Source organism: Synechococcus sp. R5-13, from assembly GCF_047462015.1.
GTDB lineage: Bacteria > Cyanobacteriota > Cyanobacteriia > Thermostichales > Thermostichaceae > Thermostichus.
Window position 1 is genome coordinate 1 of record NZ_JANSIL010000081.1, and the last position, 13,389, is coordinate 13,389.

Genomic DNA, 13,389 nt, shown 5'->3' on the forward strand with positions numbered 1-13,389 from the left:
TGCTGTAAACCACCCCAGAGGCTCGTGGTTGGCTTGCCAACTGCAGGGCTACTAAAAGCCCGCTCTGTACCGCCTAGCGGTTGATGTCGGGTAGTTTACACCAGCTCTAGGTGGATCTCCGCTTTTAGCCGTTGGGGGAGGGAAATTTTGAATACATCTCCCTGATTCATTTCGTGGGCATCTTCCATGCTGGCCAGGGCTTCCACCACTTCTTCGGAGTTGGCGGTTAGCACCACAACGGGGCGCTCGCAGGCAATGGGGAAATCGTGCCACGTGCCGAGGTGCAGCAGCAGCCCATGCCCGGCAGGGAATCGCAGGGCTTGTACTTTGTCGAGATCGGGAGCTGCTTTGGGATGGTTGGGAGGAGCCATCACCATGATGAACGGCTCTTGCCCCAGGCCGACAAACAACTGGGTCATACGCATGTGGCGCTCCAGCCAGAGCACAGGTGGATATCCGGGCAGGATCTTAGCCGTACGGATAACGGCTCTGCCGGTGTATTGAAAGTCGATGTTCTGTCCTTCCAGGACACGCCCCTGATAAAAGGGGATCCCCAGCCCAGGATTGGCCACATCGTCCCCTATAAGTTGACCGAAGGGTTGCACATTTTCTGGGGTGGCATCCACAATCGGCACCCGGACAACGGTGGTGGCAGTTGCAGTCGTGCTCATGGTTTGCATCCTCGCTCTTGATTGGACTGGGGTCAATTGGATTGGAGTCAGGCTTTCTATCTTAATTGTCTTACTGAGAGCAATAGGTAAAGAAACGGTTTTCCCGGTAACGGTCTATACATCTTTGATTCTTATTTAATTCTTAACTTTTAATTCTTAACTTTGATTCTTAACTTTGTTCTTCTCGAGGGCTTTGCGGGTTAAACCACCGCTCGATGATGTGGCGAATTTGCCGGGCGGCAGTGCCATCGCCAAAGGGGTTTTGGGCTTGGGCCATGCGGGCATAGGCTTGTGGGTCTGTGAGCAATTCTCGGGCTGCCTTCAGGATCTTTTCGGGGTGTGTGCCTACCAGGCGGGCGGTGCCGGCAGCAATCGCTTCAGGACGTTCGGTGGTCTGCCGCAGCACCAGCACCGGTTTGCCCAGGGCAGGGGCCTCTTCTTGAATGCCGCCGGAGTCGCTGAGGATGAGGGTACAGCGCTGCATGGCGCTCACCCAGAGGGGATAGTCCAGAGGCTCAGTGAGAAAAGCCCGCTCATGGGATCCCAACAGGGCTTGCAGGGGATCCCGCACCAAGGGGTTGGGATGGAGGGGCAAAAGAAGGGCGGTATCGGGAAACTCGGCCAAGATCTGCAGCAGAGCCTTGCCGATGGCGGTTAGGGGATCCCCCCAATTTTCCCGCCGGTGCACGGTAACCAACAGGACACGGTAGCGCTGCCAGTCCAGCCCGGGAATGGGGCAGGGGATCCCTTGGGAGGCCACTTGCAGTAGGGCGTCGATGACAGTGTTGCCGGTGCAATGGATGGATCCCACCACGTGGCTTCGCTTCAGGTTGTCAACGGCTTGGGGGGTAGGGGCAAAGTGCAGGCTGGCCAACTGGGAGATCAGGCGGCGATTGGCCTCTTCGGGGAAAGGATTGTAGAGATCATCGGTGCGCAGTCCGGCTTCCACATGCCCGACCGGGATCCGGTGGTAAAAAGCTGCCAAGGCGGCAGCGAAGGCGGTGGTGGTATCTCCCTGCACCAAAACCAGTTGAGGATGTTGCTCTTGAAAGTAGAGTTCTAGGCCCCGCAAGGTGGCTTCGGTGATGTCCGTCAAGCTTTGGCGGGGGCGCATGATCGCCAGATCCCGATCCGCTTGCAGACCGAATAGCCGCATCACCTGATCCACCATTTCCCGGTGTTGTCCGGTCAAGATCAGCTCGGTGCGCAGATGGGGACTGGCACGCAGGGCTTGAATCACCGGGGCCAGCTTAATGGCTTCGGGCCGTGTGCCCAAGATCACGGCAACGAGGGGAAGAGAGGCCATAAGCTCAAGGACATCGGCACCTGTAGGAGATGGGAAGCGCAGCTCATTGAAGCAAGGCCACCAACAAACCACTAACAAAAACCACTAACAAAACAGAGGCGGCGAAGGGCGTGGGTTGCTCAAGGTCGCAAGCCACCGAGATGTAGACTCTGCTGAGTCAGGCTGAGGGCAATGTCGAGACGAGAGGAACCACAAGGGGGCTATTGCTGCTCACCCCGATCTTACCCCTCCAGCTGCCCCGCCGATTGTTCACCGGATGAGCTGGAGAAAAAGGGTTGACGGGATCCCACTCCTGCAACTAGCCTAAAGGGGGCTGAAGAGATCCTCTTCTGGCTGTCCGGGTTGTTTTGGTTAACCTTTTTGGAGGAAAACGTTCAACAGCATGGACGCTTCCGGTAGTCGTAGCGCCAGCCACCAGTGGATGGTCTTCGAGGAGCACGTTCTTGAAGATTGGGCTCTTACTGGTGTCTTCCTTTTCCCCGCTGACAGCTTCTGTCGTCGCTTGAGAGGATCCCGTTTCGCCAACGCGAAGGGGTGGGAGAGTTTTCCCGGCTAGCTTTTGACTTGGGTGGCTCTCTCAGTCGGCGACGAACAGATGAGCTGAGCAGAGCCTTACCTGAGCAATGGGTTTGTGCAGCCCTGTTCAGAAAAGGGGAGATCAGGAGTAATTCCGAGGGGATTCCCCTTGACTTTCCCGTTGTGGGTTTTGGGGTTTCCGCAGGCCTGGGGATCCCTTGGAGTCCCTTTTATCGGCTTGGGCGCTTGCGATCCAAGCTGGGCTTGGAGGCCTGGCGCTAGACCTACGGCTTGCTGCGCGGCCATCCAAGGGTTTCAGGGCTTCCCTGTGAGCCTCGAAGCACCGGTTGGCTGTTGACCTCCTGGTTCTCTTCATCCCGGCTGACCCCAACGTTCGGAGGTTTATCATGCGGCACAACATTCTTCGCGATCTCCTAACCCCTGCTTCCTTGGAAGCCGCCAAGCGAGAGGCCAACCGCGCTCCCATTGCCGAGCTGGTGCAGCAGTTGATGGAGATTTCACCTCGGCAGCGGGTTTTGGCTTTCCGCTTGCTGGAAAAAGACAAAGCCATTGCAGTGTTTGAGTATCTGCGGCCCGAAGAGCAGGCCGATCTCATTCGCAGCATGGAAAGCCCAGAAGTGATCCGGCTGGTAGAAGCCTTACCTCCGGATGAGCGGGTGCGTCTGTTTGAGGAGTTGCCGGCCAAAGTAACCAAGCGCCTCATTGCCAACCTCAGCCCAGAAGCTCGGGAAGCAGTGAATATCTTGCTGGGTTATCCAGAGCGCAGTGCCGGTCGGCTGATGAACCTGCGCTACTTGTCGGTACGGGATACCCTCACCGTCGGGGCTGCTCTGGCCAGCGTGCGGGACTCCCAACTGGGAGACGATGAGCTGGATGTGATCTTTGTGGTAGATGAGCAACGGTTCTACAAGGGTCTCATCCGCACTGTGCGGCTGGTGAAGGCGGATCCCGACCTACCGATTCGGGAGCTGATTGAAGGGGTTGATACTGTGGCGCGGGTTACCGACCGGGATCTCCAGGCAGCTCGTTTGCTCAAGGATTCGGGCTTGCCGGCTATTCCGGTGGTCGACAGTGAAGGACGCTTGGTGGGTGACATCACTTTTGAAGATGTGATCAATTTGGTGGAAGAAGAGGCTACGGATGCTGCTCTGGCCCAGGCAGGGGTGGCTAGCTTGCTCAGCCGAGACAAGGTTTGGAGCGAGCGCCTGGTTAAAGGCTCCCGTTGGTATGCCGTCCGCCTGCGCATCACGTTTTTAATCATCACCTTGATTGGCGGCATGTTGGTGGGGGGAGTGATCGAAACCTTTGAGGAGGTGTTGGAGGCGGTGACGGCAGCGGCTATTTTCATCCCCTTGGTCATGGATATGGGCGGTAATGTCGGTACCCAATCTACGACCATCTTTGCCCGTGGCTTGGCTTGGGGCCACATCAACGTGCGGCAGTTTCTCCCCTATTTGCTGCGGGAAGCCAGCATTGGTGGCATTATCGGTGTGATCCTGGGGGCCACGGCTGGGGTGATTGCCTACTTCTGGCAGGGGGCACCCAATGGGATCCCACAATTGGGTCTAGCGGTGGGCTTGGCTCTGGCCATTGTCCTCACTTTGGGGGCTATCTTGGGCGCCATTTTGCCCTGGGTGATGTTAAAGCTGGGCTTTGACCACGCTCCGGGAGCGGATCCTTTTATCACCACCATTAAAGACTTCACCGGCCTCTGGGTGTATTTCACCCTGGTGGCTTGGCTAGTCGGGGTTGAAGTGGAGCTCTAGGGCTGCGCCGGCGCTGGATCCAGGGGGCACCTCACCGGCAAAGCGCGTTCCAGGAACGAATAATCCAGCCCTTCTTGAGAAATCAGCCTTTCAGAGTCTCGCCACAAGGCCATCGCGACGGCGGCGCAGAGCACTTTTACGAGGTGTCCTTTGACCAACGAAGGGTTACAGAAAACATTTAGGAGGTGTGCCATGACCTTGAAAGTTCTATCTCCCTTGGCTGCTGCTCAATTTCGGTCACGGCTGCAGCAGTATGCCTATCGGGTGGGCATAACCTGTGCTTTAGAAACAGGTGGTAAGCTGGCCCCAGAATCCGCCTTTGCTCAACTGGAAGCCCTCTGGCAAACCTTGCAACAGGAAGCCACTGCCCTTGGGATCCCAGATGAGGATGGCTAAACTTTATCCTTTCACGAGAACCGGAGCATGACCTGGATTGACTTCACCTTGCGTTTGGCCGTTGCCTTTGTCCTGGGATCCCTCATTGGCCTGGAGCGACAGTGGCGGCAGCGCATGGCCGGCTTACGCACCAACACCTTGGTGGCCACGGGTGCAGCTTTGTTTGTCATGCTCTCAGTTCTCACCCCTGATGAAAGCAGCCCGACCCGTATTGCGGCCCAAGTGGTATCGGGGATTGGCTTTTTGGCCGGTGGCGTGATCCTCAAGGAAGGAGCCAGCGTCCGTGGCCTGAACACCGCCGCCACCATCTGGTGTGCAGCCGCGGTGGGAGCCTTTGCCGGATCGGGGTACATTCCCCAAGCTGCCATTGGGGCCGGAGCTGTGTTGATCTCCAACGTTGTGCTGCGTCCACTGGGCTACCGCATCAACCAGCAGCCTTTGAAAGGCACAGAACTGGAACTGGTCTATGAGTGTTCGTTCATCTGCAAAAGCCAAGCAGAGGCCCACATCCGCGCCTTGCTCTTGCAAGGCATAGCTCCCACCCATCTCAAACTGCGCGCCCTCTACAGCGAAGACCTGGAGGACAAGCCCGATCTGGTCAAAGTCGAAGCAGAGCTGGTCACCCAAACCCGCGATGACCAGGCCCTGGAACTTGTCGTCAGCCGCCTCAGCCTAGAGCCAGGTGTGATCACTGCCCGATGGCGGATCATCGAACAGGAATTTGGCTGATCCCGGATCCCAGCAGCTCCCAACCGGTCAGCAACGCAAACACCAGAAATAAGCCGCCCCCCACCCAATGCACGGCGCGTTCAGAGATGTGAGCTGCTAAAAAACGACCTCCCACCACCGCCAGCCCCACCATCAGCCCATGGCCAAGGGTAGCCCCTGCCCATACACTCAATCCCGGGTGGGTGGCCGCCAAGGAGACGGTGGCAATCTGGGTTTTATCCCCCAACTCGGCCAAGGCTGTCAAGCTAAAGGCTTCCCACACAATAGCCCAAGCACCGCCGCGGCCCGCCCCTTTTTCTTCTGCCTGCTCCACCAGCCTGAGGGCTTCTTCCTCTTCTTCTTTTTCCTGCTGGGGAGTCATCTTGTAAGCTTGCCAGAGCATTCTCAGCCCAAAAGCCGCGAAAACCCCAGCCGATAACACTCTCACGCCCAGGGGTGGCAGCAGCTTGAAAAGCACCTTCCCGGCCACCACCGCCAGCAAGGTCATCACGGCCAAAGCCAGCCATGTTCCCAAGAAAACCCAGCGGCGCGGGTGCCGCATAGCGAGAATCAGGGGGGTAAAAAAGGTTTTATCCCCAAACTCTGCTACCGTAACCAACAGCAAACTTGACGCAAAACCAGCCCACATCGTTTAGCCTCCAACCTCTCTTGTGTGTGGAATCGGTTCACACCTAGAGGTGAAGGCTGGGAAAGTCAGACGGACTCACCAAGCTCACCTCTGCGTGAACTCAGTGAAAGTCTCGTCACCAAAGCAGCCTGCCGGGCTTGCTTTGTCTCTTGCACCGGGCTGTTTTTAGCCAGTATGTCGATGCAGAGGGCGGTAAGCCGCCTGACTACTCCCTTTCCGTCTGAATGGTAGCATGCTGAGCTCCCAGTGGGAGTAGTTCATTTCCGATGGGATCCCCCAAGACTTGCTGTGCCTTGGCCGATATCAGTGCCGCGCATCGCTTACCAGAGGATTGTGAAGGAGCGGCAGGCTATTATGATCACGGTTGAGGAGAAAATCAGGGGAAAACCACGTGGATGCAAAGTTAGTCTTGGTGGGGGTTGCTCTTGTCCTCTCTCTGGCAAGTTTCTACTTCGGCACCCGCAACGGCTTTTACGACACCGACAAGTATCACGGCAATGGCTCTGCTCATTAGAGCCGGGCGCTGGTGATTTTTTTATGGATCCCTTGCCCAGAAGGGCTTCCCTCCAGAATACAGGCAACGTCGGCGAGGGCTGGGTGCGGCAATATCTCTGTCAGCAGGGCTGGCAGATCCTGGCCCAGCGGTGGCGCTGCCCTTGGGGCGAGCTGGATCTGGTTGCCCACAAAGCTGATGTGCTGATTTTCGTAGAGGTGAAAACCCGTAGCCCCGGTAGCTGGGATCGAGGCGGGCTTTTGGCGGTTGGGATCCCCAAGCAGCGACGCTTGATCCGGGCTGCCCAAGCCTTCTTGAGCCAGCATCCCCACCTCTCCGAGTTGTCCTGCCGTTTTGATGTTGCGCTGATAGAACGTCGGGCCTCTGGGGAAGGGGTAAGCTATGCTTTGGTTGACTACCTGCCAGCGGCTTTTGAGATTTGTTGAAGCAAACTTATCTCACTTGTCAAGGCCATCTGCACCAGTACAATTGCCGTTTTGCCGCTATTGCCAAACGCTCAGTTTGTCTTTTTGGTTCTGCCCAACGCTGCCATCATCCAACAATTTCGGCAACTGCCAAATAAGCTCCAAAGTGCGAGATGGCATCGATGCTTCTTGAAATGCTTAACCCAAAGATTTCCGGTTTTTAACTGATTTTTAACTGTCTCTTGAGTTGCATTTCCGTTGATCAGCATCGCTGTGCCGAGCCGATCTTAACAGCTCTACGATGCAGATCTCAGACAGGATAGGCAAGATTTGCATCGAGACTGTCAGTAGAAAGAATCTTTACAGACAAAATATTGTTTATCCTGAGAAGAGGGGTTTGTGTTTTTGAGGATTGGGCCTATGTATGCGGAGCAACCCAAGGGGGGATCCTCCAGCAGCTGGAAGCGCCGTCAGTTGAAGCTGGCCAACGTCGCTGCTGGGTTTGCCTCGGCAGTACAGCCGATCTTTGCCCAAACCATCATCACCGATAGCGAAGGATTGGAAGCCAGCCCCGTCACCATTCCCACCCCAGATGGCGAGATCCCTGGCTATCGTGCCAAGCCGACCGGCTCTGGCCCTTTTCCACTGGTTTTGGTGGTGCAAGAGATCTTTGGTGTACACGAACACATTCAAGACATTTGTCGCCGCTTGGGGAAGTTGGGCTATGTGGCAGTGGCTCCCGAGCTGTTTTTCCGGCAGGGGGATGTTTCTCAGCTGCAGAGCCTTGAGGAGATTCGCGCCATCGTCTCCCAGGTGCCCGATGCTCAGGTGATGTCGGATTTGGATGCGGCGGTGGATTGGGCAATTGGCAACTCAGGTGCGGATCCAGAGCGGGTGGGCATTACTGGCTTTTGCTGGGGTGGTCGAATCACTTGGTTGTACGCGGCTCACCGACCCGGCTTGAAGGCGGGTGTTGCCTGGTACGGTCGTTTGGTGGGAGAGTCCACACTCTTAACCCCAAGGCATCCGCTGGATGTGGCAGCCAGCCTGAAGGCACCTGTGTTGGGTTTGTATGGTGGTGCAGATACCAGCATTCCCTTGGAAACGGTGGAGCAAATGAAGTCAGCTCTGGAAGCTTGCGGAGATCCATCGCAGTTGATCATCTACCCGGATGCTCCCCACGCCTTTTTTGCCGATTATCGCCCCACCTATCGCCCAGAAGCGGCTGGTGACGCTTGGGAACGGTTGCAGGCTTGGTTTCGAGAACACGGCTTGGCCCAGGGATCCCGGTCTCAATGATGGGATCTCATCTGTTTCCGTCGGCAGGACGGAGTCTTTTTTTGACTGCGCCGAAGGCAGAGCTTGGGGCAAGCTGGTATATTCCTAGCCATCTCAGGGAAACAGCATGAAAGCGCATGAGTTCTGGGCTCGTACCGACAGCCAAGGTCAACTGATCTTGCCCATGAAGGCGCAGGAACAATTGCCCAAAAATCGAGTTGTGCGGGTGCTGGTGTTGGTAGATGAGCAGGAGCTGGCTCCGGCGGATCCTTCACAGGAGCAGTTGCCCACTGCCTCGCCAGATGAGGAGCATCTTTGGTATGGAGCTCCCACCGTTCCCTACGATGGCATTTAGCGCATGGGATCTTGGCCGGACAGCCGCCAGCGGTTTAGGCGCGAGAGGGTATCTGCATCCAAGTAGGCATCAATGCCCCGCTTGCTCGATAGCCGTTTTGGTTGGACGCGCCGGATCTGCTGCTGGGCCTGCTGCACTTCATCCCACAATTGTTCTGCCGAGACCCATTCGGCGTTGTAGCCACCGATCACCAATTGCTGGACACGATCGGAGGTAGCCACCCGTACCCGACACCCATCCCTCTGCAACTGGGCACACAGCCGTTCAATACAACTGTCGGCGGTCTCGCCATAGGAGGTATACAGGATCTCGATACCCGAAGGGGAGCGCTCTTGCCGGGCTGGAGTGGGTTGGGCGTAGGCATCGTACACCACGGTCGCCTGGTAGCCCCGGAAGGCCACATAGTTGGCCAAAGATTCCACCAAGCGCAGACGGGCCAATTCCATCAGGGAGCGACGCGCTAACTGGCTCAGGGTGGGCCAAGCTCCGATGATGTTGTAGCCATCAACCAAGAGGAAGGTGGGAGAGGAGGCTTGCATGGATGGCGGTGGATCCCTTGTCCGGGATCACACTTCTTAATCTTAATCTTTATCTTATTTTTAATCTTAGTACCCAGCCTTAAAGGTTACCCCACTACTCCGAATGCTCCGATACTTTCCCGGTTGTGAGCAGATCACGGTCTGCGCTGAATCCAATAGGTGGTGAACAGTTCGCCACTGGCCTGTTTCTGAATTTTGCCCCCCAAGGCTGCGATGCGCCGCTCCCACTCCGTTAGGGGGGTGAAAATCGGTTCGGTGCCTTTGAATAGCTCGATGAGGCCCCATTGTTCCGCCCACACCGAGTCGGGATTGACCACTTCAATAATCACAGGTGCAGCCGGTCGCAACACTCGCATCAACTCTGCCCAAACCGCGTCGAAGTACTCAATCGGGTAGTAGTACAAAAATCCGGTGGCAATGGCCAGATCAAATTGCTCCGACTCGTAGTTTTCCAAATGGTGGGCGGATCCCTGTTGCATTGACTTGAACAGCTTGGAGTTAAGCTGGGGTGCCCGCGAGCGAATAAAGCGCACAATCTCACCGCTCAGCTCATGGCCGTAAAAGTAGGCTTGCCAATCGTTCCAGGGATAGGTCAGGAAGCTTACCCCACAGCCCAAATCCAAACAGGCTTCCCGTTTTTTGGGGGCACGCAGTTGCCAAAAGGGGATCCCGAGGCGTTCTTGCAGGTGATCCCGCTGCTGGGCTTGCCAAAAAGGCAGTTGCTCCAGGTCTGGGGGAAGTTGCCAACCTGGCCGACCCAGTTGAATTTCCAGCTCCCGATTAAAGCGAGCAGCTACGGCAGCAAGGTAGGGATCCCAGCGTTCCCCAGTTTGTGGTAACTCCATCTGTTGATGGCTTTGTCGTGGATGGTTGTGGACTTAACTTGCACTTAACCTACACTACCAGGACTCTCGGCCCGTAGGCTCCCGGCTGCAGGGATCCATTTACCCAACTGTGGCTGCCGAGGATGGTGCCTGCCGGAATCTGAGCTTGGGATCCCAAACGGGTGTGGGCGCCGATGTAGCAGGGGGCGTGCAGTTGAGCGCTGGGATGGATCTCAGCCGTTTTGTGCACCCATATCCCCGGCGCCTGTTGCTGCACATTTTCTAAGGGAAAATCCGTCATTCGGCCCAGAAGAATGTCCAGTTGGCCGTGGTAGTAGCTGGCCGGCGTGCCCAGATCCCGCCAGTAGCCTGCGTGGAGATAAGCTTGCAGCCGGTGCCCTTGCCTGAGCAAATCGGGGAAGACACGCCGCTCAAAGCTGAGGGGATCCCCACTGGGGTAGTCTTTAAAAATGGCCGGATCCAAGACATAGGTGCCGGCGTTGATCGTGTCGGTGGTGAGGGTGAGGGCTTCTGCAGGGGTGGGTTTTTCCCGAAAAGATTGGATCTGGCCCCCTTCCCCAACTTCCACCAGGCCATAGGCGGTGATATCGTCCACGCGGGCGAGGGTGAGGGTGGCAATGGCCTTGCTCTGCACATGACATTGCATCAACGCCTGCAAATCCAGATCCGTGAGGATGTCGGCATTGAAAACCACCAAGGGATCCCCGGTGAAATAGGGCTGAGCCAGCACCAAAGCTCCTGCCGTATCCAAAGGCGTCTCTTCAGGAATGTAGCGGAGCTTCACCCCCAAAGCAGCGCCATCTCCCAGAGCAGCCTCAATTTGTTGGCCCAGATAACCCACGCTGAGCAAAATATCTGTCAGGCCGGCTCGGCGGCAGCGCCCGATCAGCCACTCCAAAAAGGGCACATCCAAAAGGGGCAACAAAGGCTTGGGTTGCAAAAAGGTAAAGGGCCGTAAACGAGTTCCTTTCCCACCCGCCAAGATCACCGCTTGCATAACCACCCTCAACCCCGTTCTCTTCCAAAGATATTGACATCCTCTCCGCCCAATTGCTAAGGGGGATCCATTGGGTCGAGCCAAATGTTTTCTGCTACCCAGAACGTCGATTCTCCGTTGCCCACAGAGGGATACGGATTGCCCCCCCGGGCAACACAGCACGAGTCTTGATCGCAAGTCTCAGGGGATGCCTTTCTGGAGGAGATATTTCAATCTCAATTGGGATTCATAAGCTCAATCCTGAGACAGTTGATTTGCCTTTTTTAGAGCATGTTTGGAGAATTGCGACCCGCTCGCCCCAGTCGGGAATAGCCACCCAAAGCGGCAGTGTCAGGTGATACTACCTTGCAACGGGAATTGTGACAGCCTTGGATAGCTTGGATGGATTCCAATGGGTTTGCCCTTCACCTTCATCTGAGGTTTTGCCGATGTCTGTTTCTCGACGCCGATCCCTACAAGCCCTTTGCTTGACCCTGGCCGGATGCTGGGCTCTAGGCACACACCAGGGATCCCTGCTGGCCCAAAGCAGAGACCTGTTGGCTCAAATTCAAGAGCGCGGGGTACTCCGGGTTTCCACCGACTCCAATTACCGTCCTCAGAGCTACCTCAATCCCGACGGCAGTTGGGAAGGATTTGATGTGGATGTGGCGCGCGAGATTGCCAAGCGCTTGGGGGTAGAGGCTGAGTTTTTGGATATCAACTTCGATGTCATCACCGCCGGATCTTGGAATGGCCGCTGGGATGTCAATGTCGGGTCGATGACCGTAACTGCCGAACGCCAGAAAGCTCTGCTGTTTACCATTCCCTACTACTACACCCCCGCCAGCTTCGTGGTCCACCAAGCCTCGACCCTGACCGATATCGCCGCTTTGGAAGGAAAGCGAGTTGGGGTGGGCACCGCCACCACCTATCAAGCCTACCTGGAGGGCAACCTCACTCTGGAAGGAGAGACCATCCAAGTTCCGGCCCCGCGGGTGGACATTCGCATCTACGACACCGATAGCCTGGCTCTGCAGGACTTGGCACTGGGGGATGGCACCCGCTTGGATGCAGTCTTGACGGCTTTGCCGACGGTTGAAAATGCCATTCGGGAAGGGCTGCCCCTGAAAACTCTGGGGGATCCGGTCTACTATGAAGCCTTGGCTGTGGCCTTGGATCGCTCCAGCCCTGCCCCTTCCGAGAGCTTGCAAGCCAAAATTAACGAAATCTTAGAATCCATGCATGCGGACGGCACGCTAACAGCCCTCTCGAAGCGGTATTACGGCATTGATCTGACGAAAAAAGCTGAGTGAGCAAAGACTCTATCCCACTGGAGCAGCCCATTTACCCACCGCCCCGGATTCGAAAAGGGATCCCGTTCCCGGTGGCCCAGGGGTTGTGGTTGGTTTTGTGGCTGTTGTTGTTGGTGTTCACCTTCAGCGGGGTACAGTTGGAGTTGGCCGGGATCCCCATCCGTACCTTGCGTCTCAACGGCAACTTTGTGCGCGAGTGGTGGTGGTTCATCTCGCAAGGGGTGGGCACTACTTTTCAACTGTCCTTGGTCTCCATCCTCTGTGCCACCACCTTGGCCTTTTTGTCGGCACTGGCGGGCCTCTCCCAAATTGCCCCTCTGAGCAGCCTCTCTGCTCTCTATGTCTCGCTGATGCGGGGCACACCTCTATTTCTGCAGTTTTTGTTCATCTACCAGGCTTTGCCGCAACTGGGTCTGGTGTTCGGCTCGTTCACTTCGGCAGTGCTGGCCTTGAGCCTGAACTATGGCGCCTACATGAGCGAGATCTTCCGGGCCGGGATCCAAGCCATTCCCATTGGGCAGCGGGAAGCCGCCTATGCCCTGGGGCTTAAGCCCTGGCAAACCCTGTGGTGCATCATTTTGCCGCAAGCTTTCCGAATTGTCCTACCCGACATTGGCAATCAATTCATCGCCATGCAGAAAGACACTGCCCTGGCCAGTGCCATTGCTTTGCAGGAGTTGATGGGCCGGGCTCGACAGGCAGGTTTGCCGCGCCAGCACTTCTTCGAGGCTTTGGTGGTGGCAGCGCTGTGGTACTGGCTGCTGACGTTGATCTTGTCATTTTTCCAGGGACGCTTGGAACGGTACCTGGCCCGCTAGAGGAGCCTGACTCTAATCCGGCCATTACTTTGGTGTCTGCTTGCATACGTTTGTGGTTGCCCACAAAGACCGGCTGTGCCGTTCGCGATAGCAGGGGGCTCCAAAAACAGCCAGAAAGCTGGGGGACATCATCCTGCACTGACCTGCCGCAGTGGGTGAAAGAGGATCCCTGCCACCTCAAGCGGAACGCCATTCAAGAGGCAGGGTTGGCCTTTCGAGAGAGCAAAGACCCGAAGTTTCGCAGCGTCAGCTAGAAATCGCAGGAGCCCCGCACTGTACCCGTAGGGTCAGTGTCGGGAGGAATGCGGAAGTTA

The 13,389-nt window shown here is 56.6% G+C and carries 15 protein-coding genes; 9 read left to right on the forward strand and 6 right to left on the reverse strand.

The features are described 5' to 3' along the window. Positions 1 to 95 precede the first annotated feature (95 nt). On the reverse strand, positions 96 to 671 hold the full coding sequence (locus NW840_RS06770) for an ureidoglycolate lyase (protein ID WP_041437468.1): 576 nt from the start codon (positions 669 to 671) through the stop codon (positions 96 to 98). A 169-nt stretch (positions 672 to 840) separates the two neighbouring features. Further along, complete coding sequence (wecB, locus tag NW840_RS06775; RefSeq protein WP_414343264.1) at positions 841 to 1,977, reverse strand: non-hydrolyzing UDP-N-acetylglucosamine 2-epimerase; 1,137 nt, start codon at positions 1,975 to 1,977, stop codon at positions 841 to 843. Positions 1,978 to 2,900: 923 nt separating this feature from the next. On the opposite strand from wecB, the gene mgtE reads away from it, so the two are divergent. The 3 genes from mgtE to NW840_RS06790 all read left to right on the forward strand — a co-directional run bounded on the left by mgtE (position 2,901) and on the right by NW840_RS06790 (position 5,405). Beyond that, positions 2,901 to 4,280 (forward strand): magnesium transporter, encoded by a 1,380-nt coding sequence (gene mgtE / locus NW840_RS06780; protein ID WP_414343266.1) that lies wholly within the window; start codon positions 2,901 to 2,903, stop codon positions 4,278 to 4,280. A 192-nt stretch (positions 4,281 to 4,472) separates the two neighbouring features. Continuing rightward, a complete protein-coding gene (locus NW840_RS06785; protein WP_238376758.1) occupies positions 4,473 to 4,676 on the forward strand; it encodes a hypothetical protein in 204 nt (67 codons plus the stop codon). Between the two features lie 27 nt (positions 4,677 to 4,703). Further along, entirely contained in the window at positions 4,704 to 5,405 is a 702-nt protein-coding gene (locus NW840_RS06790; protein ID WP_414343268.1) for an MgtC/SapB family protein, read from the forward strand. On the opposite strand, the gene NW840_RS06795 is transcribed toward NW840_RS06790, so the two are convergent. Then, a complete protein-coding gene (locus tag NW840_RS06795; RefSeq protein WP_414343269.1) occupies positions 5,383 to 6,033 on the reverse strand; it encodes a TMEM165/GDT1 family protein in 651 nt (216 codons plus the stop codon). The genes NW840_RS06790 and NW840_RS06795 overlap by 23 nt on opposite strands. A 391-nt stretch (positions 6,034 to 6,424) precedes the next feature. Here NW840_RS06795 and NW840_RS06800 point away from each other — a divergent pair, with 391 nt between their 5' ends. From NW840_RS06800 to NW840_RS06815, 4 genes are all read left to right on the forward strand, one after another. Then, positions 6,425 to 6,547, forward strand: a complete 123-nt coding sequence (locus NW840_RS06800) for a hypothetical protein (RefSeq protein ID WP_011429573.1) — start codon at positions 6,425 to 6,427, stop codon at positions 6,545 to 6,547. 23 nt (positions 6,548 to 6,570) lie between these two features. Beyond that, the gene (locus tag NW840_RS06805) at positions 6,571 to 6,972 is read left to right on the forward strand and encodes a YraN family protein (RefSeq protein ID WP_414343270.1); all 402 of its coding nucleotides are present in this window, start codon (positions 6,571 to 6,573) and stop codon (positions 6,970 to 6,972) included. A 399-nt stretch (positions 6,973 to 7,371) separates the two neighbouring features. Then, on the forward strand, positions 7,372 to 8,250 hold the full coding sequence (locus NW840_RS06810; RefSeq protein WP_414343271.1) for a dienelactone hydrolase family protein: 879 nt from the start codon (positions 7,372 to 7,374) through the stop codon (positions 8,248 to 8,250). A 106-nt stretch (positions 8,251 to 8,356) separates the two neighbouring features. Then, positions 8,357 to 8,584 (forward strand): hypothetical protein, encoded by a 228-nt coding sequence (locus NW840_RS06815; protein WP_414343272.1) that lies wholly within the window; start codon positions 8,357 to 8,359, stop codon positions 8,582 to 8,584. Here the strand turns inward: NW840_RS06815 and NW840_RS06820 are convergent. From NW840_RS06820 to NW840_RS06830, 3 genes are all read right to left on the reverse strand, one after another. Beyond that, positions 8,581 to 9,123, reverse strand: a complete 543-nt coding sequence (locus tag NW840_RS06820) for an NYN domain-containing protein (RefSeq protein WP_011429576.1) — start codon at positions 9,121 to 9,123, stop codon at positions 8,581 to 8,583. The two genes, NW840_RS06815 and NW840_RS06820, sit on opposite strands and share 4 nt — an antisense overlap. A gap of 134 nt (positions 9,124 to 9,257) precedes the next feature. Beyond that, a complete protein-coding gene (locus NW840_RS06825; protein ID WP_011429577.1) occupies positions 9,258 to 9,968 on the reverse strand; it encodes a class I SAM-dependent methyltransferase in 711 nt (236 codons plus the stop codon). A 49-nt stretch (positions 9,969 to 10,017) separates the two neighbouring features. After that, positions 10,018 to 10,965 (reverse strand): sugar phosphate nucleotidyltransferase, encoded by a 948-nt coding sequence (locus NW840_RS06830; protein WP_414343273.1) that lies wholly within the window; start codon positions 10,963 to 10,965, stop codon positions 10,018 to 10,020. Positions 10,966 to 11,393: 428 nt separating this feature from the next. On the opposite strand from NW840_RS06830, the gene NW840_RS06835 reads away from it, so the two are divergent. Together NW840_RS06835 and NW840_RS06840 are read left to right on the forward strand one after the other, a co-directional pair. Next, a complete protein-coding gene (locus NW840_RS06835; RefSeq protein ID WP_414343274.1) occupies positions 11,394 to 12,257 on the forward strand; it encodes an ABC transporter substrate-binding protein in 864 nt (287 codons plus the stop codon). After that, a complete protein-coding gene (locus NW840_RS06840; protein ID WP_228375426.1) occupies positions 12,254 to 13,075 on the forward strand; it encodes an amino acid ABC transporter permease in 822 nt (273 codons plus the stop codon). Before NW840_RS06835 ends, NW840_RS06840 begins: the two co-directional genes overlap by 4 nt. Positions 13,076 to 13,389: the final 314 nt, after the last annotated feature.